17 protein-coding genes are annotated in these 20692 nt (G+C 65.9%); 11 read left to right on the forward strand and 6 right to left on the reverse strand.

The window, feature by feature from the left end:
• Positions 1-76 precede the first annotated feature (76 nt).
• Positions 77-3262, forward strand: coding sequence for a hypothetical protein (locus RN729_RS08715; RefSeq protein WP_310783746.1), 3186 nt, complete (start codon positions 77-79; stop codon positions 3260-3262).
• Between the two features lie 15 nt (positions 3263-3277).
• Here the strand turns inward: RN729_RS08715 and RN729_RS08720 are convergent, their stop codons facing one another.
• Complete coding sequence (locus RN729_RS08720; protein WP_310783748.1) at positions 3278-4060, reverse strand: hypothetical protein; 783 nt, start codon at positions 4058-4060, stop codon at positions 3278-3280.
• A gap of 23 nt (positions 4061-4083) precedes the next feature.
• A complete protein-coding gene (locus RN729_RS08725; protein ID WP_310783749.1) occupies positions 4084-4863 on the reverse strand; it encodes a hypothetical protein in 780 nt (259 codons plus the stop codon).
• Between the two features lie 249 nt (positions 4864-5112).
• On the opposite strand from RN729_RS08725, the gene RN729_RS08730 reads away from it, so the two are divergent.
• The 9 genes from RN729_RS08730 to RN729_RS08770 all read left to right on the forward strand — a co-directional run bounded on the left by RN729_RS08730 (position 5113) and on the right by RN729_RS08770 (position 17533).
• Complete coding sequence (locus RN729_RS08730; protein WP_310783751.1) at positions 5113-6459, forward strand: alkaline phosphatase PhoX; 1347 nt, start codon at positions 5113-5115, stop codon at positions 6457-6459.
• Between the two features lie 23 nt (positions 6460-6482).
• Entirely contained in the window at positions 6483-6656 is a 174-nt protein-coding gene (locus RN729_RS08735) for a hypothetical protein (protein ID WP_310783753.1), read from the forward strand.
• A gap of 2176 nt (positions 6657-8832) precedes the next feature.
• The gene (locus tag RN729_RS08740) at positions 8833-10029 is read left to right on the forward strand and encodes a hypothetical protein (protein ID WP_310783755.1); all 1197 of its coding nucleotides are present in this window, start codon (positions 8833-8835) and stop codon (positions 10027-10029) included.
• A 408-nt stretch (positions 10030-10437) separates the two neighbouring features.
• Positions 10438-11124: a carboxypeptidase regulatory-like domain-containing protein gene (locus RN729_RS08745; RefSeq protein WP_310783757.1), complete on the forward strand. Its 687-nt coding sequence runs from the start codon at positions 10438-10440 to the stop codon at positions 11122-11124.
• Between the two features lie 137 nt (positions 11125-11261).
• On the forward strand, positions 11262-11552 hold the full coding sequence (locus RN729_RS08750) for a hypothetical protein (RefSeq protein ID WP_310783758.1): 291 nt from the start codon (positions 11262-11264) through the stop codon (positions 11550-11552).
• Between the two features lie 895 nt (positions 11553-12447).
• Positions 12448-12768, forward strand: coding sequence for a hypothetical protein (locus RN729_RS08755; RefSeq protein WP_310783760.1), 321 nt, complete (start codon positions 12448-12450; stop codon positions 12766-12768).
• Between the two features lie 374 nt (positions 12769-13142).
• Positions 13143-13772, forward strand: coding sequence for a septal ring lytic transglycosylase RlpA family protein (locus RN729_RS08760; RefSeq protein WP_310783762.1), 630 nt, complete (start codon positions 13143-13145; stop codon positions 13770-13772).
• A gap of 211 nt (positions 13773-13983) precedes the next feature.
• Positions 13984-17145 (forward strand): BamA/TamA family outer membrane protein, encoded by a 3162-nt coding sequence (locus RN729_RS08765; protein ID WP_310783764.1) that lies wholly within the window; start codon positions 13984-13986, stop codon positions 17143-17145.
• A gap of 37 nt (positions 17146-17182) precedes the next feature.
• Positions 17183-17533, forward strand: a complete 351-nt coding sequence (locus tag RN729_RS08770) for a phage holin family protein (protein ID WP_310783766.1) — start codon at positions 17183-17185, stop codon at positions 17531-17533.
• A 50-nt stretch (positions 17534-17583) separates the two neighbouring features.
• Here the strand turns inward: RN729_RS08770 and RN729_RS08775 are convergent, their stop codons facing one another.
• From RN729_RS08775 to RN729_RS08790, 4 genes are read right to left on the reverse strand one after another with little or no spacing between them, the layout of a single operon-like run.
• Positions 17584-18180 (reverse strand): iron-sulfur cluster assembly accessory protein, encoded by a 597-nt coding sequence (locus RN729_RS08775; RefSeq protein ID WP_310783768.1) that lies wholly within the window; start codon positions 18178-18180, stop codon positions 17584-17586.
• A gap of 11 nt (positions 18181-18191) precedes the next feature.
• Positions 18192-18758: an orotate phosphoribosyltransferase gene (gene pyrE / locus RN729_RS08780; RefSeq protein WP_310783811.1), complete on the reverse strand. Its 567-nt coding sequence runs from the start codon at positions 18756-18758 to the stop codon at positions 18192-18194.
• 9 nt (positions 18759-18767) lie between these two features.
• A complete protein-coding gene (locus RN729_RS08785) occupies positions 18768-19268 on the reverse strand; it encodes a Fur family transcriptional regulator (protein ID WP_310783770.1) in 501 nt (166 codons plus the stop codon).
• Between the two features lie 36 nt (positions 19269-19304).
• Positions 19305-20039 carry a hypothetical protein gene (locus RN729_RS08790; protein WP_310783772.1) on the reverse strand — a complete coding sequence of 245 codons (735 nt, stop codon included), beginning with the start codon at positions 20037-20039 and terminating at the stop codon, positions 19305-19307.
• Positions 20040-20185: 146 nt separating this feature from the next.
• Between RN729_RS08790 and RN729_RS08795 the strand changes: the two genes are divergently transcribed.
• Positions 20186-20683: a DUF192 domain-containing protein gene (locus RN729_RS08795; RefSeq protein WP_310783774.1), complete on the forward strand. Its 498-nt coding sequence runs from the start codon at positions 20186-20188 to the stop codon at positions 20681-20683.
• Positions 20684-20692: the final 9 nt, after the last annotated feature.

Below are 20692 nucleotides of genomic sequence, written 5' to 3' on the forward strand. Positions count from 1 at the left end.
CTGTACGGCGCGCGGACGGGGCGCAAGATTCGGGGCTCGGCCGCACTGAACGACTTCCGGAAGGAACCGGCAACCCGTGGCAGAATCCCGCATCGCCCGACCGACGACCCGAATCGCACGGACCCTGCTCGCGCTGGCGCTGCTCGGCACTTCCGCGTCCGCCGGCGCACACGCCCAGCCCGTCGACGACGAATGGCTCGATCTCCTCGAATGGCGCTCGATCGGGCCCACCCGCGGCGGCCGCGTGCTCGGCGTGGCCGGCCACCCCACGGACGATCTCGTCTTCTACCAGGGCACCGCCGGCGGCGGCGTCTGGAAGACCGGGGACGGCGGGGCGAACTGGCGGAACGTCTCCGACGGCTACTTCGGCACGGGCTCCGTCGGGGCCGTCGAGGTCAGCCCTTCCCACCCCGAGATCGTCTACGTCGGCATGGGCGAGACGTGCTTCCGCGGCAACGCCTCGCACGGCGACGGCGTCTACCGCTCCGACGACGGGGGCGCGAGCTGGCGGCACCTCGGGCTCGCGGAGACGCTTCAGATCGCCCGTGTGCGCATACATCCGGCGAACCCCGACATCGCCTGGGTGGCGGCGCTCGGCGACTCCTGGGGTGCGAGCGAGGCGCGCGGCGTCTACCGCACGCACGACGGCGGCGCGACCTGGGAGAAGGTCCTCTACCGGGACGAGGACTCCGGCGCGATCGATCTCGTCCTCGATCCCGCGAACCCGGACATCCTGTACGCGTCGTTCCTGGAATTGAGGCGCTTCCCCTGGGGCTTCCGCAGCGCGGGCCCCGGCACCGGACTCTTCAAGAGCACGGACGGCGGCGACACGTGGACCGAACTGACCGACAACCCCGGCCTCCCGTCGGGTCTCAAGGGAAAGATCGGCATCACCGTCTCGCCGCGGAACTCAAGTCGTCTGTGGGCGATCGTCGACGCGGCGCGTGGCGCGAAGGGGATCTTCCGCTCCGACGACGCGGGTGAGACGTGGACCCGCGTGAACGAGGACGCCGACCTCCTCCAGCGCCCGTGGTACTACCACCACATCGTCGCGGACCCCGGCGACGAGAACACGGTTTTCGTCCTCAACGTCTTCCTCTGGAAGTCGACGGACGGAGGCGAGACCTTCGAGCGCGTGTTCACCCCGCACCCGGATCACCACGACCTGTGGATCGATCCCGCGAATCCCCGGCGGATGGTCAACGGGGGCGACGGCGGCGCCGCGGTAAGCTTCGACGGTGGCCTCTCGTGGTCGAGTCTTCTCAACCAGGCGACGGCGCAGATGTACCATGTGACCGCCGACCACCAGACGCCGTATCGGCTCTACGCTTCCCAGCAGGACAACACGTCGATCTCCGTTCCCGTCCGCTCGGATTTCGGCCGCATCGGCATCGAGGACTGGTACACCGTGGGCGGGGGCGAAGACGGCTACATCGCGGTGAACACCGAGGATCCGAACATCGTCTACGCGGGGGATCACCACTGGGTGTACCGGTACGACCACCGCAACCGGCAGGTGCGGGACATCTCCCCGAACCCCGAGACGCACTACGGCTGGGGTTCCGCGGACATCAACTACCGGTTCTGGTGGACGTACCCGGTCATGACGTCGCCTCACGATCCGGACGTCCTCTATGTCACGTCGCAGCACGTCCACCGGACGACGGACGAGGGTCACAGCTGGGAGATCATCAGCCCCGACCTCACGCGCGCCGACCCGAGGACGCTGGAGCCGACGCCGGCATACGAGAATGAGGAAACGGGAGAATACTGGGGGCCGATCACGCGGGAAGCGTACGGTCCCGAATGGTACGCGACGATCTTCGCGTTCGCGGAATCGCCGCTCGAGCCGGGGCTCCTGTGGGCGGGGTCGGATGACGGATACATCCACGTGTCGCGCGACGGCGGGGCGAACTGGGAGAACGTGACGATCCCGGATCTGCCCGAGTTCGCCCTGATCTCCATCCTCGAGCCGTCGCTCCACGATCCCGCGACGGCGTACGTCGCCGCGACGCGGTACAAGCTCTCCGACCACGCCCCTTATCTCTACCGAACCACGGACTACGGGGAGACGTGGGCCCGGATCACGGCGGGGATCCCGGACAACGACTTCACCCGCGTGATCCGGGAGGATCCGGGCCGGGCCGGGCTCCTGTACGCCGGCACCGAACGCACGGTCCATGTCTCGTTCGACGCCGGGGACTCCTGGCAGCCGCTGAGCCTCAACCTCCCGGTCGTACCCATCCACGACCTCGTGCTCCGGGATGGGGACCTCGCGGCGGCCACGCACGGGCGCTCGTTCTGGGTCCTGGACAACGTGGACCTGCTCCATCAGCTCGCGGCCGGGGAAGCGGCGAGCGAGCCGAGGCTCTTCCGTCCGCCGACCACGACCCGATTCAATCCTGGCGCCTCATCCGCCGCCCTGTTCTCGACCATGGGCCGGCCGGGCGCGGGGGATCCGGCTGGCGCGAATCCGCCGGACGGCGTCGTGATCCCGTACTACCTGCCGGAGGCCGTGCCGGGCGGGATCACGCTACGGATCCGCGAGGGCGAGGCGCTGATCCGCGAATTCTCCAGCGAGTCGGCCCCGGAACCGGCCGGGGCGGGCTTCTTCGGCCTGGGCGGGAGCGGCGCGACGCTCTCCGCCGACGCCGGTGCGCACACCTTCGCGTGGGATCTACGCGTGGAACCGGCGCAGTTGCTCGACGATGCCGTGTTTCAGGGCAGCGCGAACGGTCCCCGTGTGCCGCCGGGCGATTACACTGTTGAACTCATCCTGGGCGAGGCGACGCTTTCACAGCCCTTCTCGATCGTGCGCGACCCGCGGGTCGACGTGACCGACGCGGAACTCCGCGAACAGTTCGAGTTCCTCCTCGAGGCCCGGGACCGCCTCACGGAGACGATGGAACTCGTGGCGAGGATCCGGGACATGCGCGCCCTGGCCGGGGAGGCCGTCGAGCGCGGCGGCGGAGGCGACCGGCTGGAGGCGGCGCTCGCCGACCTCAATCGCGAACTCTACCCGATCGAGGAGCGGCTCGTGCAGTACCGGGCTCGCGCCGGTCAGGACCTGATCGCGAACCCGACGGGCATCGACAGCAAGCTGGCCCGGCTCATGGGGTTCGCCTCGATGGGAGACGGCACGCCCACGCAGGGACAGATCGATCTGTTGGCCCGACTGGGGGTCGGAATCGAGGAGCGGGCCGCGGCGGTGGACGAAATCGAGCGCACGACCTACGCCGAACTCGTGCGCCTGGTCCCCTGAGCGGGGCCCGTCCTGTTAACGGTCGCGCGTCGTGATCACGAGAGCGCCGATGTATCCGTCGCCCCCGTAGCGCGCCGAAGCTTCCGTACGCGACAGGATCTCGATCCGGCTCACGTCGTCGATGGAAAGCTCGCGAATCGCGTTCACGCCATCGCCTTCGCGCCTCTCGTTGATGCGTACTTCCATCACCTGCTCCCGGAACGACCGCCACGAACTCAACGTCACCGACGTGAGGAGGATGACCTCGCCGAGCGTGCTCATGCGGTCGAATTTCAGGAGCGAGTGTTGGCGCAGCAGCTCGTACACGCTCATCTCCGGAAGGTCCACAAGATCCTCGGCGCGGATGACTTCGGAGCCCAGGATCCGGCTCCGGCTGCCCCCTGCGGCCAGAGATCCGACCTCCTCCCTCCGTCGGGGGTCCGCAGTCAGTGAGAGGGAAAGGTCCTGCTGGGCCAGCGTGACGGTCGTGGCGTACGGGAGGGCTTCGCCTCGCCGGTCCCCGAAGATGGCCCGCAACGAGACCTCCATTTCCCGCGGCAGCCCGCAGATGGCGTAAAGACCCTCCATGCCGACCTCGGCTTCGACGCTTTGACGGGCGTTGAACTGCACCCAACTCGCCGCCACTGTCGCGCCGGGTACGATCGTCCCCGCTTCGGGATCCGTCACGTAGCCCACGACGGCCGCCTCCGTCTCCGGATCCCCGCCCGGGCAGAAATCGGCGAAGGACTGGGCGGCCGCGGAGTTCGCAACCACGAGCATCAGTGCCGGCGCGGAAAGGCGCGCAAACGAGTACGGCATGTCGACTTCTCTCCCTCGCGCAGCTAGCGGCCCCGCGTTGTAATCGAGATCGCTCCGACGAAACCGTCTCCGCCGTAACGTGCGGAAGCTTCGGTACGCGTCAAAATCTCGATCCGGCTGATCTCATCGATCGACAGGTCGCGGATCGCCGCGACGCCGTCCACCTCCCGCCGCTCGTTGATCCTCACCTGGACGGACTGCAGGCGACCGGCGCGGAGACTCGAGGTCGCGGACGTGAGGAGGATGACCTCCCCCAGCGTGCTCATGCGGTCGAATCTGAGGAGTTGGTGCCGGCGCAGCAGTTCGTACACGCTCATCTCGGGCAGATGAAGGAGGTCCTCCGCGCGGATGACCTCCGAGCTGAACGCCTGGCCCCTTCCGCCGCCAGCCGCCAGCGATCCGACCTCCTCCCTCGTCGCGGGCTCCCTGGTAAGCGAAATGACGAGATCCGCCTGGGCCAGCAGAGTGGATGTCGCGTAGGGAACGGCCTCTCCGCGCCGGTCTCCGAGGATGGCCCTCAGCGTGACCTCCGTGCCCTGCGGCAGCCCGCAAAGCGCATAGAGGCCCTGAATGTCCGTCTGTACCTCGATTCGCTGGCGGGCGTCGTCCTGCACCCAGCTCGCGGCCACGGTCGCGCCGGCTACGATCATCTCCGCTTCGGGATCCGTCACGTAGCCCACGACAGCCGCTTCCGTCGCCTCGTCGCCGGCGGGACAGAAGTCGACGAACGACTGGGCCTGGGCGGTGTTCGCGATGACCAGAAACAGGGCAGGCGCCGGAAGGCGCAGGAGCAAGTGTCGCATGTCGGTTCCTCTCGTCTGCAATGGTTCTCTCGGCTGTGGCACGCGCGTGCGTGCCCGGTGCCGATGGATGTCGCGGTGCGAGCGACCCACCGACCTCTTAGGATACTCCCCGTCCGATTTGCGTTTAGTCCGGGGCCCGGTCGGGAAGTCGACGACCCCGGTCAATGCTTATACTCGGCAACATGCCGCGGGTGCCGCCCCGAGGCAGTCACGGAGGAGCCGCTGAGCAAGATCGACAGACGAGATTTCGTGCGCCGCGCCGGACGCTGGGCGGGGGCCGCGGCGCTCGCGCCTTCGCTCTCGGGTCTCGCCGCATGTGCCGGCCCCGCAGCCGCGTCCCCGCGCCGGACGGCTCGCGGACCCGCCGGATACGGACCCCTGCGCCCCGCGGGCCCGGAACTCGCCCTTCCCGAGGGGTTTTCCTATGCCGTCCTCGGGGTGGAAGGCCGTCCGATGTCGGACGGTCGGCCCACGCCCCGCGCGCACGACGGAATGGGACTCTTCCAGGTGAGCGACGATGTCGTCCGCCTGGTGCGAAACCATGAAGATCAGGATCCCCCCGGCGTCGCGGTTCCGCTGGTCCCCCCCGAACTGGCGTACGACCCCCTGGCGGGCGGGGGCACGACGACGCTGGAAGTCCGGATCGAGGCGGACGGGAGTCCGGTCCTCCTGCGGGATTTCGTGAGCGCGGGGGGGACGATGATCAACTGCGCGGGGGGGACGACGCCGTGGCGCAGCTGGCTGACGTGCGAGGAAACGACCTTCGGACCGGGGCGCGGCTGGACGGTGCCGCACGGGTATGTGTTCGAGGTCCCCGCCGATGCGGACGAACCGGTCCAGGCGGAGCCGATACGGGACATGGGACGGTTCACGCATGAGGCCATCGCGGTGGATCCGGCGACGGGTTTCGTCTACGAGACGGAAGACTACAATCGTCGCTCGGGGTTCTATCGCTTCCGTCCCCATACTCCGGGCGTTCTCCGGGACGGGGGCGTTCTGGAGATGCTCGCCGTGCGGGGGGGGCCGCAGGTGGATCTCCGCACCGGCCAGCAGCCGGGGGTGTGGCGTGAAGTCGAATGGGTGCCGATCGAGAACCCCGACCCGCCCGAAGCCGAACGTAGCGCGTCCACGGTCTGGACGGAGGGGTTCGAGGCGGGCGGGGCCCGGTTCTCCCGGCTCGAGGGCTGCTGGTACGCGGACCGGAGCATCTATTTCCATGCGACGAACGGGGGCGACGCCCAACTCGGCCAGGTCTGGCGGTACGTACCGGAGGACGAGGCGCTTGCGCTCGTCTTCGAGTCGCCGTCGGAGGACGTACTCTCCGGTCCGGACAACCTCACGGTGAGTCCCCGGGGCGGGATACTCATCTGCGAGGACAACTCCGGGGAAACGCACCTCCGGGGATTGTCGCCCGAGGGGGAGATCTTCCCCTTCGCCCGAAATATCCTGAACGTGCGCGAGTTTGCCGGCGCCTGCTTCACGCCCGACGGCCGGACGCTCTTCATCAACGTCCAGGGAGACACGATCTCGTTGGGGGCGGGGAACCTCGGCCAGACGTTCGCGATCTGGGGACCCTGGGAGCGGGGGCCGCTCTGAGCCGGCGCAGCGCCGCGTTCGGCGTGGCGCTCGCTGTCGCGCTATCGGGCCAGGCCTGCGTGTGGTCCGTGCCGCTCGCGACGACGCCGTCCGCCGACCCGCCGCCCTTCGCCGACCGGCCGCTCTACGCCGTCGGCTGGACGCAGATCGGCGCGGCGGGGGTCTCGACCGTCTGCGGGCCGTGCTCTCGGAGTTGAACGGCGAACTCTACCCCGTCGCCGCCCGCCTCGACCGTCACCGGGCTGGCGCCGGTCAGGATCTTCCTCGCGAACCCCATCGACAGCAAGCTGGTACGGCTGATGGGATTCGCTTCAATCGGAGATGGCCCGCCCATCCAGGGGCAACTGGACCTGCTGCCTCGGCTCGCCGCCGACTGGAGCAAAGAAGCCCTCTGCCCATTCCCGAGGAAGGCACTCGCGACACGCGACACCAACATCGGCGCCTCGCTTCGTTCGTCCGTCCCACCCGCTCCGACGGTCACCCACGCTTCGGCCCGTGCCGCCCTCTCTTGACAACACCCAGCGAGCCCCTTACCGTGCCTCCCACAAACATGTCAGCGATAACTCTCCCGTTTCCCTTGCCTCGGAGATCGCCAACTTTATCGGCGTGGCAGTTCGAATAGCAGGCTCAGCTTGTGAGTGACAGTGATTATGTGCTCACTACTGAAATCAAGAGCGTGCTCACTACTTGAAATCAAGAGCGTTGGTGGCCGGACTGCAATTTTACCCTGGAGAAATACACTTGGTTGGGATGGCTTGGCTCGTTACCATAACCGGTTGGTTTTTGGTCGGCGCAATGGTTGTTGAGCCTGCCGAGACAGTGCATCGACAGTCACGGGACACGCGACTGTGTTTGGAGCAAGTCTATCAAGTCGATCTTCCCGATGATTTTGCACCCATTGGTCTAACCATTTCGAGCGATATTGGACCTGAACCAATCATTACGCTGTGGTCCCGATCGGCGCTATATCTGTTCAGTGTCTCGTCACTCGAGCCGACTCTGCGACGCGTCACTAACGCCGTACCACTCAATATCGACCCACTTTCGGCAGTAGTCACTGAATGGGACGGGGAAAGTCATCAGGTACAGCTGTTCGATGCTTCAGATGGATCGATATGGACGCTGGACGTAGCAACAGCAAACGTGGCCAGGTTCACAAGATCCGCCGAAGCGTCTTTGGCATCAGGTGCAACTCGAGATGCCGGCGGTTGGGTTCGGGCGCACAAAATCGTAGACCTGGCTGCGGATACTATGGGAATAACTCTAGTCAGGATGGACCAGCAACTTCCGTCCGGATACGTCGCCGATTCCACCTTGTCCACCGGAGGACGACGCGGTGTAGATCGGATTCTACATATACGACCGGGGAATCATGACGGTCTTGTGGTCAGCGAAGCCGCGTTCCCGTTTGCCACTGTCGTGTTTATGCACACCGGCCAGGAGCTGTGGCGGAGCTACGCGGATCCCGGTCGGTTGCGTGTGCTGCTAGAGGAACAAGATTTGCGTTACGTGGTCGCCACGCCGGCGATTGCACTGGGCGATGGAGTGTTGTCGACATTCGTGGGTCTCCGATCAGGCCTGAGGGTGTCGGCTGTCCGGTCGCCGGGCGGCGGGGAGTCAAGGTATGCGCTTATCGGGAGCGACATGGCCTTCCTGGCGGGCATTTCGGAGCATCGTTTGTTGGTGGCAACAAGGTATGACATGCCCCATGAGTTACTTCTTTATCGCTGGAGTTGGATCGACGAAAGCCGGAGTTGTGCCTGACCGGCCCAAACCCAAGGAGGTCAGTATGAGCCAGCGTGTCGTTGCTGCGATCCGCCGTAGTGCGCTTGTCCTCGTGATTGCTGCGATAGGATCGGTCACCACTCCCAGGCCGGCGGCCGCCCAGATGGGCTGCGTGTCCTGCTGGTTGGATTTGTGGGGGGGTGGCTTCGACTGCCTGACGTGGTATGTGGGTTATGAGGATTGCTTCGCCTTCGGTAGATGGTGCTTGGAGGGCGGTGGCATTTGCGAAGAAATCATGCAATTGGACGTTGCAGAAGATGGCTTCGTATACTCGCGCGACGCAGGAAGTGAAGACGCAAGAAGTGAAATAGGCAGCCTGGAGAGGAGCCGGAGGCCGGCGGACCGAGCGACGTCACGGACATGTGACGGCATCCTCCTCAGGGCTCGGGAGACGGACGCCGCCATATCCCGGGTGGCCGCGCCGGCTTTCTTGACTCTTTGAGATACGGGTCGTCTTCCAGGTACGCTACCTTGTCGACGTTTGCCGGAAACTGCGGCCGGGGTCGGGTGGTGTGTCGTCCGGCTGAGGAGGACACGCCGCCCGATCGTCGACGGGGAGGAGTTCAACAAATCCCGGGCGAGGTATCGTTGACCATGTTACGTGGCGTTTTTTTGTTTGCCGTCGCCGTCTCACCATTTGGGAGTGCAGCGGCGCAAGATTCGGATCTGTTCCGTTCGTCGGCGTCGCCGCAACTCAAGCTCACGCTGGGTGTGGAAATCCAATCAAGCGTCAATGGTACTACGACGTTGGCGGAGCCCCGGCAAATATTGGCGAGTTCCAGTGGCATTTATATATTGGATCCGCTGATGCCAGGTGTCACGCGGTTCGACCGGCAGGGGGAATGGATCGGCACGATCGGCGAGAAGGGAGAGGGCCCGGGGGAGTTTCGCAGCCCAGATTCGATGGGATGGCTTTCCGACACGTTATGGGTGGTGGATCGTGATCTTGGTCGACTGTCCCTTTTTGATCGAGACATGGTCCACGTCAACTCCGTGAGTTTCCGAATCGTTACCGGCACGACCCTGGCAATGCCCCGTGCGGCGGTGGGACCGTGGGTGTTGAGTTTACCATACATTTCAGCGAACGCGAAGGCTCGTGAAGATTCGGTTCCTCTGCTCGCATTCGACAGAGGCGGAAATGTGCGAGACACGCTTGCGTGGATCGCGGGCGGACGATCGACGGTGTCCGTCACGATCACGCGACAGGGTGAGGATCGACAGGTCGTATCGGTTCGGAACCCATTCGACACACGAGGCCTGATGGCGCACGACCCCCAGAGCCGGTGGGTGTACATTGGCACCTGGGGAACTGATTCGAACGACAAGTCGTACTTGAAATTGGTGAAATTGGCTGCGGACGGCGATACCGTGAATGCTGCGGAGTTGCCTATAGAACGAGTGCCTGCTACGGGCGGCGACGTTCGCGCGCATGCAAGGAGACTCCGGGACGAAGCTCCGGAGTTGCTGCGACAGCGACTGTCGGTGTCGACATTGACGCGCGCGTTCTTGAGCCAGGTTCCAGATCCATCGATAAGCGGCGTTGATGCGATGCTTGCCAGCGAGGAGGGAACGATCTGGTTGCGGAGAACGATGTGGATCGATGAAGCTGCCTCGGAACGGTGGCTCGCGTTTCGCTGGCACGAAGGTTTAGTGGGGCACGTCGTCCTGCCGATGGGCGAGTCCATGCTTGCGACCACGGGCGGGATGTTATGGAGTATAAGCCACGACGCGCTGGGGCTCCCATCGATCAAGGGCTGGAGTGTGACATCGTATCCGGGGAACTGACAAATGGGTGAACGGATTCTGGCTCGCGGACGACGAGCGATGGGGTTGGTCCCGCTTGGCATCCTGGGCTTTGCCACGGCAAGTCAGGGTCAAGAAGTCTCGGTGTGCGACGGACGCCCCGCTCTCCAGATCGCCGTAACGGATGCGTCAGGGCAGATGCCCCTGCCACAGGCGACCATCTTGGTACGCTGGACGGACGCCGTGCGGAAGCCTGTAAGACAACCTGCGGAGGTGGATGGGCGATTGTTTCTTTGTGCGCCCCGAGACGCGGGCACGGCGACGATATGGGCTGAGTTCGGTGATGGTTCGAGCGAGCAAGTAGATGTCGCCCTTGAGTCGGGGACGGTCACGGACGTGGCCCTTCCGATTTCATTCGGTGAGGTGGCGACGGGTCGAATCGTAGGTCGCATGGACGATCTGTCCACAGGCGATCCAGTGGCTGCTGCAGCGGTGTCGGTTGTCGGCCAGACGGAAGTCGTAACGACCAACCGGCGGGGTCGGTTCGTGCTCAGCGGCGTGCCGGTTGGAGAGCATGAGCTGTCCGTGCAACGGATCGGCTACGCGACCCTTCGACACACCGTCTCCGTGCATAGAGGAATAACCACGGACGTAGAGATTGACCTGGTGCCCGATCCCCTGGAACTGCAACCGATCGTGGCGTCTGTCACGAGGCCGCGTCGACTCGAGATCAACGGGTTCTACGACCGCAGGTATTGGGGTGAGCTGACCGGAGGCGGTGTCTTCATCACGGCCGAAGACATCGACCGCCGGAGTCCCGCTCGTCTGACGCAGATGCTGGGCGAGGTGTCGGGGGTCCGCGCGAGTTGCAACGATCTTCGTGGTAGTCGGTGCCTGTTGTACAGTTCGCGATTGTCCGATGGGTTCTCGCCGGGAGGCTGCCAGATGAGTGTATATCTCAACAACAGTCCTGTTATCCGTCGAGGGTCCCCTTCATCGTACCAGGATTCGGTGAACGATCTGGTCCTACCCACCGAGGTAGCGGGGATCGAGGTCTATCGCAGCGCGTCCGAACTGCCAGCCGAGTTTGCGGGATACGATTCACAGTGCGGAGTCGTCGTGATCTGGACCAAATAACGGGGCCATGAGCGGTAGTCCCCGCCGGTCGGCGGAGACCGTGCGGCGCTCTGGAGCCGGGGAGGGGCCAGGGTCGGCCCGTCGTGATCACGAGGGCCCCGACATCGAGATTGCCACCGTAGCGCGCGGACGCTTCGGTGCGCGAGAAGATCTCGATTCTGCTCACTTCATCGACTGACATCTGGAACCTGGCAGACCGGAAGGAGGTCGGCATGTCGCGGCGGCGGTACACGCCCAAAGCTGAAAGCGCAGGTGGTGCTCGAGGTTGTCTCGGGCGAGAAGACGCCCGGGCGTCTGGAGCGTTACGCTACGAGTTCGCCGGGCGGCACAACATCCGCGACATGGACACAGTGGCCCAGATGATTCACGTTGTGACGGGCCTGATCGGCAAGGGTCTACTCTACCCGGAGTTGGTTGGGAAGACATGAGTACGGTTACACATGGAAGACACGGGCTGGCGACGGTTTGGGCGATTGCTCTGACAGGGCTGGTTGCCGCTTGTGGAGGGGACGGAACGACGGTCCCGGAGCCGGTAGGCGCGGCGGGTACGTGGCGTCTCACGGAGATCGGCGGCAGACCGATGCCAGTCGATATCGGGACGGGAAGCGATTGTGTGACGATAACTCAAGGGTCTTTGACGATTCGTACCGATGCCTCCTATGAAGACAGCGTGTCTCTTCGCGCCTGTGGTACGCTTAACACATCGATGACGATCGCAATTACGGGTACATGGAATCAGGACGGCAATCTGGTTGATTTTGTCCCCGCTGAGGGTTGCGGTAACCGTGCGGTAGTTACCGCGACTTCGTTGCGGGTAGCTCGTGATTGTAGTCTAGGTGTACCGGTCGTGTATGCTCGGTAGAGAGCTATGAATTTCGCCAACCGGACGTTGTGGACGGGCGTGGATAAGCGATAGCACCCATCGGAGAGTTTGTGTTTGCGGGGTTTCTGATCGTATCTGCGATCAGCGCATTTCTGAGCTACGGGAAGAAACACTACGAGGACTGTATGTAATCCCCGGACTCGTGGCCGAATGCCGATGGAGGTCATCGAAGCCAACGAGGTGTCGTCAGGCCGGTGAACCTGTCGCACCGACGAAGCCGTCTCCGCCGTAGCGCGCGGACGCCTCGGTGCGCGTCAGGATCTCGATCCGGCTGATCTCATCGATCGACAGGTCCAGGACAGGCCCCGGAGGGTGCAAGAGGGTGCCGCATGTCGAACTCTCTCCCGTCCGATGGTTGTCGCGGTGCGAGCGATCCGCCGACGTTTTAGGATACTCTCCGTCGGACTTGCGTTTAGTCCGCCCATACTCGGCAACGTGCCGTGGGTGCCGCCCGAGGCGTGACGGAGGAGCCGCTGAACGGGATCGACAGACGAGACTTCGTGCGCCGCGCCCGGCGGTGGGCCGGGACCGCGGCGCTCGCGCCTTCGCTCGCAGGTCTCGCAGCGTGTGCCCGGCCGGCGGCCGCGTCCACGACCCGGACGGCTCGCGGATCCGCCGCGTACGGACCGCTGCGCCCCGCGGGTCCGGAACTCGCCCTCCCCGAGGGGTCTTCCCACGTCCTCCTCAGCGTGGAGGGCCGTCCGATGTCCGACGGTCGGCCCACGCCCCGCGCCCACGACGGAATGGGACTCTTTCAGTGAGCGACGACGACGTCCGCCTGGTGCGGAACCATGAAGACCAAGACCCGCCCGGCGTCGCGGTCCCGCTGGTGTCCCCGGAACTGGCGTCCGCTCCCCTCCGGGCGTCCTCCGGGATGAGGGCGTTCCGGAAATGCTCGCGGTGCGGGGGGCGCCGCAGGTGGATCTTCGCACCGGCCAGCGGCCGGGGGCGTGGCGCGAAGTCGAATGGGTGCCGATCGAGAACCCCGATCCCCCCGAAGCCGAACGCAGCGCAACCACCGTGTGGATGGAGGGGTTCGAGGCGGGCGGGGCCCGGGGGATCTCGGCCAGACGCTCGCCATCTGGGGACCCTGGGAGCGGGGGCCGCTCTGAGCCGGCGCAGCGCCGCGTTCGGCGTGGCGCTCGCTGTCGCGCTATCGGGCCAGGCCTGCGTGTGGTCCGTGCCGCTCGCGACGACGCCGTCCGCCGACCCGCCACCCTCCGCCGACCCGCCGCTCTACGCGGTCGGCTGGACGCAGACCGGCATCGCCTCGTGGTATGGGGAGCCGTTTCACGGCCGGACCACGGCGGCCGGCAACACCTACGACATGGATGCCATCTCCGCCGCCCACCGCACGATCCCGTTCGGGACCCGGATCCGCGTGGACAACCTCGACAACGGGCGCTCCATCGACCTCGACGTGACCGACCGCGGCCCCTTCGTGCCCGGCCGCATCCTGGACCTGTCCCGGGGGGCGGCGAGGGAACTCGAAATGATCGGGCCGGGTACGGCGCGGGTGCGGATCACCGTCATCGGGACGGCGACCCCGGTCTCCGCGCGCGGCGGCTGCGTCGTCGTCCAGGTTGCGTCCTTTCGGGAGCGCCGGAACGCCGAGGCGAAGCGGCAGGAAGTCGTGCGGGCGGGATTCGAAGCCGCGATCGAGCCGTACCAAGACATGTACCGCGTCGTGGCCGGCCCATTCGCGGATGAGCCGGCGGCCGGGCGCGCGCGCGAAACGCTCGGCGGGTTCATGCGCCGTTGCTGACGGTCGCGGAGCAGGCCGGCCGCCGCCGGCGACGTGACCTCGCTCGCAGTTCAGTCGTGCTAGTGTCGTCACAGAACCGGAATAGCGAAGGTCGGGTGCCTCGGGTAGCTTTCGACACCCCCTGACTGCTTGCCGTCCGCGTGGCGGCGCGGCCCCCCGGGGTCCAGGAACCCGGGCAGGTCGAGAGCAGCGGTCTCCTGGTGGAGGATGTATGCTTCGGAGAACTCACGCGCTCGTCGCGCTTGCCGCTCTCGCGGTCTTCTCGGGTCCCGCCGCCGCCGCGCTGGAGGGGCAGGCCGGCCGGTATTTCGGCCGGAACAAGGTCGTCTACGAGTCGTTCGACTTCGAGGTGCTCAAGACGCAGCACTTCGACATCTACTACTACGAAGAGAGCGCGGCCGGCGCGCAGATGGTCGGCCGCCTCGCGGAGCGATGGTACGCCCGCCTTTCCCGTGTGCTCAATCACGAGTTCCGTCAGCGCCAGCCGATCATCCTCTACGCCGACCATCCGGACTTCGAACAGACGAACACCTCCGGCCAGTTCATCGACGAAGGCACGCAGGGCTTCACGGAGATCCTGAAGCGGCGGCTCGTGATGCCGATGATGGTGTCCCTCCACGAGACCGATCACCTGCTCGGCCACGAACTCGTGCACGCCTTCCAGTTCGACATGACGGGGCAGGGGACGGGAGGCCCGGGGCTGGATGTGCCCGGCGCGATCCGGCTCCCGCTGTGGTTCATCGAAGGCATGGCCGAATACCTCTCGATCGGGCCCATCGACCCGTTCACGACGATGTGGATGCGGGACGCCCTGGATCTGGAAGACGGGTTCCCGACGATTCCGGAACTCGCGGACAGGCGGTACTTCCCGTACCGCTACGGTCACGCTTTCTGGTCCTACATCGGCGGCGCGTTCGGGGACGACCGGATCGGCCGGATCCTCAATCTCGCCGCGCGCACCGGGAACCCGCTGGCGGCGATCGAAGCCGTCCTCGAGGTGCCGATTGGAGAGCTTTCGGACCGCTGGAAGAGCGAACTCGAGACCTATTTCGCCGACGCGCGCCAGGAGACCCGCTCCCCGGACGACTACGGGCGCCGCGTCGTCTACGAGCCTCCCGATGAGGGGAAGCTCCATCTTGGCCCGGCGCTGAGTCCCAACGGCCTGGATATGGTCTACGTCTCGCAGAGCGACCTCTTCTCCATCGAGATGTTCGGGGCCGACGCACGCACCGGAGAGGTGAAGCGTCGCCTCACGAACAACGCGGTCGACCCGCACTTCGAGAGCCTCCAGTTCATCCACTCGGCGGGGGACTGGCACCCGAACGGCCGGCTCTTCGCGGTCGCCGGCATCAAGACGGGCAATCCGCTGCTCACGATCATGGAGGCGGAGAGCGGAAATATCGCCAGGGAGATCCCGGTCGAGGGGTTCCAGCTGGGCGCGATCTTCACGCCGAGCTGGTCGCCGGACGGGTCGCACATCGCGTTCAGCGGCCACTCCGCCGGGTTCACCGACCTGTATGTGATCAACGTCGAGACCGGGCAGCTGAGGCGGCTCACGGAGGACCCGTTCGCCGACCTCCAGCCCGCCTGGTCGCCCGACGGCCGGTCGGTGGCGTTCGCGACGGACCGCTTCACGACCGACCTGGAGTTGCTCGTCCCGGGGACCTACCAGATCGCGCTGCTGGATCTCGAAAGCGGGGAGATCGAGCCGCTGCCGGGCTTCGACGACCAGTTCCGGAACTACAATCCGCAGTGGTCTCCGGACGGCCGGAGCCTGTACTTCGTGTCGGACCACGACGGGATCGCCAATCTCTACCGGCTCGACCTCGAGACGCGGGAGCGGTACCTGGTCACCGACCTGTGGACCGGGGTGAGCGGACTCACGGCCATCAGCCCGGCCGTGTCCGTGGCCCGCGGCACGGGTGACGTCGCGTTCAGCGTGAACAAGGGCGGGCCGTTCAGCTACGAGATCTACGTGATCGACGACCCGGACGTCCTCGCCGGGGAGCCGGCGCCCGAGATGCTCGTAGGCGTCGACGCCTCGATCATCCCGCCGCGCGAACGGATGTCGACCGCGCACGCGGAACTGCTCGCCAACGCCCGCCTCGGCTTGGCCGACACGATCACCTTCGAGGACGCCGAGTTCCGGTCCCCGCTATCCCTCGATTTCATCTCGCAGCCCACGATCGCCTTCGGGGCGAGTGACTTCGGCGTTTTCTTCGCGGGCGGGGCGGCGCTGTTTTTCTCGGACCTGCTCGGCAACCGCACGCTCCAGACCATCCTGCAGGTCAACACGAGCTTCGGGGATCTGCTTCAGGGCACGGCGGCCCTGGCAGGCTACGAGAACCGGTCCAGTCGATGGAACTGGGCCTTCATCGGGGGGCAGGTGCCGTTCGTCACGCGCCAGTTCGGGTTCGAGCAGGTTCAGGTCGGGAACAGGCCCGTGAACATCATTCGGGATTTCCGTTGGTTCGAGATCAACCGGGAGCTGACCGGGATCGTCGCCTATCCCTTCAACCGGAATTCGAGGGTCGAGTTCTCCGCCTCGGCACGCCAGGTCGACTTCTCCGGCGAGATCGAGGATACCGCCTTCGACTTCTTCACCGGTCAGCTATTGGACAACGAGGTGACGGATCTGCAGGACTGCGAGGGGGACATGCTGTCGTTCAACCGTCGGCCCTGCGCCTTTGAGTCGCTGTACACGGCGAGCGGAAGCGCCGCCCTCGTATACGACAGTTCCATCTTCGGCGGCACGAGCCCGATCGCCGGACAGCGCTACCGGCTGGAGGTGGAACCGGCCGTCGGAACGCTGAACTTCCTGACGGTGACGGGTGACGTTCGCCGCTACGTCCGCGCCGGACCGTTCACGGTGGCCGGACGGGCCCTCCACTTCGGCCGCTGGGGTGGCGGGTCGGACGACGCGCGCCTGGGCCGACTCTATCTCGGGGTGCCATCCCTCGTTCGCGGGTACGACAACCGGTCCATCGATGTCGCCGAGTGTACGGTCGCGAGCCAGGCCGCGTTCTCCAACTGTCCTCTCATCGCGAACCTCATCGGCAACCGCGTGGCGGTAGGCAACGTGGAACTGCGGCTTCCCCTCCTGGGCGGGATCGGCGTGATCCGCGCCCCGGGCGTACCTCCGGTCGAAGTCGGCCTCTTCTATGACATGGGCAAGGCGTGGTCGGGCGAAACACCCCTGAACTGCCCGGATGGAAACTGCTCGTTCGAGGACCGGAACTGGGTGTCGAGCGCCGGTCTTCTTGCACGGGTCAACCTCTTCGGCCTCATGATCGGCGAACTCAGCTTCGTGCGGCCATTCGATCGTCCCGACAAGGGTTGGATCTGGCAGTTCAATCTGGCGCCCGGCTTCTGACGGCGGTGCCGGCGGTCGCCACGAAGGGCGATTGTTGATGGGCTTGATCCGGAGCTGGCTGATCAACGCGGCGGCGCTGTACGCGACGGCGCGGCTCCTCGCCGGGGTCCGGGTCGACAGTCCGGAAGCGCTCATCGGAGGGGCGCTCGCGATCGGCCTCGTCAACGCGGTCATCCGCCCGATCCTGCGTGTCGTGACCTTTCCGATCACGGTCCTGACGCTGGGACTCTTCTACTTCGTCCTCAACGGCCTGATGTTCTACCTGGCCGCGTCACTCATCCCGGGGTTCGAACTCGCCGGCCTGGTGGCTGCGGTCGGCGGCGCACTCGTCATGTCGATCGTCGCGACGGTGCTACACGTCTTCCTCAAGCCGCGCAGGAAGAAGTAGCCGAAGACGGCGGCGTTGGACCTCGTCGGGAGGCGTCAGGCGTAGAGGCGTCAGGCGTAGTAGGGATTGCTGCCGGCGGCGTGGTCGGTGACGTCCTGCACGTCGACGATCTCCGGCGCCGCGTCCCGAATCATCTGCTTGATCCCCTGCGTGAGCGTCACCGAGGCCATGCCGCAGCCCTGGCAGCCGCCGCCCATCGTCACGTAGACGACGTTTTCGCGGATGTCGACGAGGCGCACCGTCCCGCCGTGCGATGCCACCCCCGGGTTGATCTGCTCGTCGATGACGCGGCGCACGCGGTCGACGAGAGGTCCATCCAATGGCTTGGCTCCGAGCGGCTGGATGTTGGGGTTGCTGAAGTGGAAGCCCGAACCCTGGAGCGACTCCACCCAGTCGATGCGGGTTCCGGACAGGATGTCCGCGCTCTTCGAATCGACGACGACCTCGAAGCCGGGGGCATCGAACGACTGGTCCTCCGCTTCCCGCTCGAAGGGTTCGATGAGCGCCATCTCGTATTCCGGCGCGATGGGGCTCGCGTTCTGAACGCTGACGCGTACCGCGAGACCTTCCGCCGGGTCCTCGCTGATGAATGATCGGATCCGCTCGCTGGCGGCGTCGGTGAATGTCAAAAGATCCTTGTCGGACACGTCTCTCTCTCCTAGGCGCTGGCGGCCACCGCCGCCCTGAGATCGCTCGCCGTATAGAGTACCATTGTTCGCAGCCCCGCCCCCTCGAGCGTGGCTCTTCCCCCCTCTTCGCGGTCGACGAGGCCGAGTACGCCGAGCACCTCGCCGCGGGCGCGATTCACCGCCTCGACAGCCTGAAAGGCGGAGCCACCGGTCGTGATGACGTCCTCGACGACGACGACCCGGGCGCCGGGCTCGAAGCAGCCCTCGATCAACTGTCCCTTGCCGTGTCGCTTGGCCTGCTTGCGCACCGAGAACGCGTGAATCGGGTCCCCCGCGCGCCAACTGGCGGCGGCAATCGCGTAGGCCAGCGGATCCGCGCCCATCGTGAGGCCGCCGACCGCATCCGGCCGAAATCCGGCGTCCCGGATGGCCGCGAGTCCGACCTCGCCCATCAACACCTGCCCGTGCGCGTGCATGGTCGAGGTCCGGCAGTCGATGTAGTAGTCGCTCCGGGCGCCGGAGGCGAGCACGAAGTCCCCGAGCCGGAACGAGCGCTCGGCGAGCAGGTTCAGAAGTCTCGAATGGGCGGAACTCAGCGGAGCCTCCTAGCTGACCTGGCGAATCGCCTGACCGGATTCGGCGTCGCAGCGGGCACAGAGCCCGTACAGCTTGAGTTGACGTGTCAGTATATGGAAACCGAATTGCCGGGCGACCTCCGTCTGCAGCCGGTTGAGTTCGTCCCGCTGGAACCGGACGACGTCTCCACACGCCGTGCAGATCAGGTGGTCCTGCTGCGCCCGGCCCACCTTGGCCTCGTATCGCTTGAAACCCTCGTCGAAGTCGTGCTCGGTGGCGAGGCCGACGCGAACCAGGAGGCTCAGCGTCCGGTAGACCGTCGCCTTCCCCGCGCGTTCGCCGTCGTCGCGCAGGCGTTCCACGATCTCGTCCGCCGACAAGCGCTGCCCGGACTCGAACAGTACGCGGGAGATCGCTTCCCGCTGATGGGTGACGGGCAGATGATGCTCCTGCAGCGCGGCCCGGAAGAGGCCGAGCATCACGGCGGCGCAGCCGAGAGGCGGTCGGGGGGTAAGGGTGTTAGTAGTCATGGTGTTCTCAACGCGATGAGAAGATAAGCGCCCTCGTCACGCCTGCAACCGGCGCGCCTCGAAGTCGTCCACGACCTGCCGCAACAGGCGATCGACGGGGGAGGCCGGCCGGGGCGTGAGGAATCGGTCCGAAAAGCGATTCAGGGCCACGCGGAGAGCGGTGAACGTCTTTGCGGCGTCGCGATAGCAGCCATCGAGTTGCTGGCGGCGGGCGAAAGGGGCGTCGGCGGCCAGCGAGAAGCCGGTTTGACCCATCGCCTCGTAGTAACCGAGGTCGGGTCCCGCCTTCCGTCGCTCCCGGGTGGAAATCGAATCCGGGAAGAGGCCCGACAGCCAGAGCGCGAAGTTGCCGAGATGCGCGCTGAGCAGAAAGCCGCGGCGACCGTCCGATTCGGCGATCTCGGCCACCAGGTCGACGAGATAGCGGTACTCGCAGTCGTCGTACTCGGTGATCCGGTGGGCTCGCGCCTCCCTCGCGAAGTGGAGGAAGATCGAGGTCACGTAGTCGGCCATGAGGCGGGATTCGACGCCGCCCTCGAGCAGGCTGTGACGCAGCGCCACGTAGGAGAAGAGGGCCAGCGGGAGCGCCGAAAGCCCCGGTTCGGCGGTGAGCGCGCCGGGTGCCTTCGGGTGATCGAGCAGCGCGTCGATCCCGCGCTCCGCGACGAGCGTCTCGAGGCGGGTCCGGTCCTCGCCCCCGCGGGCGAGCATGTAGACGAGTCGGGCCGCGTCGTCCCGTCCGAAGGAAGCTCTGACATCCGGAAGAATCATGCCGCTCCCCCTTCCCGTGGTCCCCTCGCGTCGGCCCCCGCCACCTCGTTCCATACCCCAACCTCGTCTGCTAGTTTTCTTTCCGGGAGGAGTGGCCGCAACGGAGTCGACCCGGATGACAACGATCTGACATGCTGAGAAAACAATTGAGAGAGCGCGGATTCGTGCTGCTGGCGGCGCTTGCGGCCGTTTTGGCTGCGTGCGGCTCGGCGGACGCGGACGTTCGCGGCACCGACGTTGGGGCGAATGGCGAGCAGGCCGCCGAGACGGGAACGGGTGCCGTCGCCCAGGCCGTGGAACTCGTCCCGCTCCGGGTGGGCGGGATCGCGATCCAGGTCGAGATCGCCGACGATGCCGACGAGCGCCAGCGCGGGCTGATGTTCCGGGAGTCGCTCGCGGAGAACCAGGGGATGCTGTTCGTCTACCCCGAGCAGCGCATCCTTGGGTTCTGGATGAGGAACACGCTCATCCCCCTCGACATCGCGTACATCGACCGCGAAGGCCGGATCGTCGACATCCAGCAGATGGAGCCGCAGACCACGGAAACCCACGACTCGGCCGCGCCCGCCATGTACGCGCTGGAGATGAACCAGGGGTGGTTCGAGGCCAACGGGATCCGCATCGGCGACCTCATCGAGTTCTAGGCACGCGCA

This window comes from Candidatus Palauibacter polyketidifaciens, from assembly GCF_947581785.1.
GTDB lineage: Bacteria > Gemmatimonadota > Gemmatimonadetes > Palauibacterales > Palauibacteraceae > Palauibacter > Palauibacter polyketidifaciens.

What these genes read in the sequence shown, in the direction of transcription:
- RN729_RS08720 (WP_310783748.1), bottom strand. Translation starts at nt 4,060, where the DNA reads ATGCCGTACTCGTTTGCGCGCCTTTCCGCGCCGGCACTGATGCTCGTG.
- RN729_RS08725 (WP_310783749.1), bottom strand. Translation starts at nt 4,863, where the DNA reads ATGCGACACTTGCTCCTGCGCCTTCCGGCGCCTGCCCTGTTTCTGGTC.
- RN729_RS08745 (WP_310783757.1), top strand. Translation starts at nt 10,438, where the DNA reads ATGGACGATCTGTCCACAGGCGATCCAGTGGCTGCTGCAGCGGTGTCG.
- RN729_RS08765 (WP_310783764.1), top strand. Translation starts at nt 13,984, where the DNA reads ATGCTTCGGAGAACTCACGCGCTCGTCGCGCTTGCCGCTCTCGCGGTC.
- RN729_RS08770 (WP_310783766.1), top strand. Translation starts at nt 17,183, where the DNA reads ATGGGCTTGATCCGGAGCTGGCTGATCAACGCGGCGGCGCTGTACGCG.
- RN729_RS08785 (WP_310783770.1), bottom strand. Translation starts at nt 19,268, where the DNA reads ATGACTACTAACACCCTTACCCCCCGACCGCCTCTCGGCTGCGCCGCC.
- RN729_RS08790 (WP_310783772.1), bottom strand. Translation starts at nt 20,039, where the DNA reads ATGATTCTTCCGGATGTCAGAGCTTCCTTCGGACGGGACGACGCGGCC.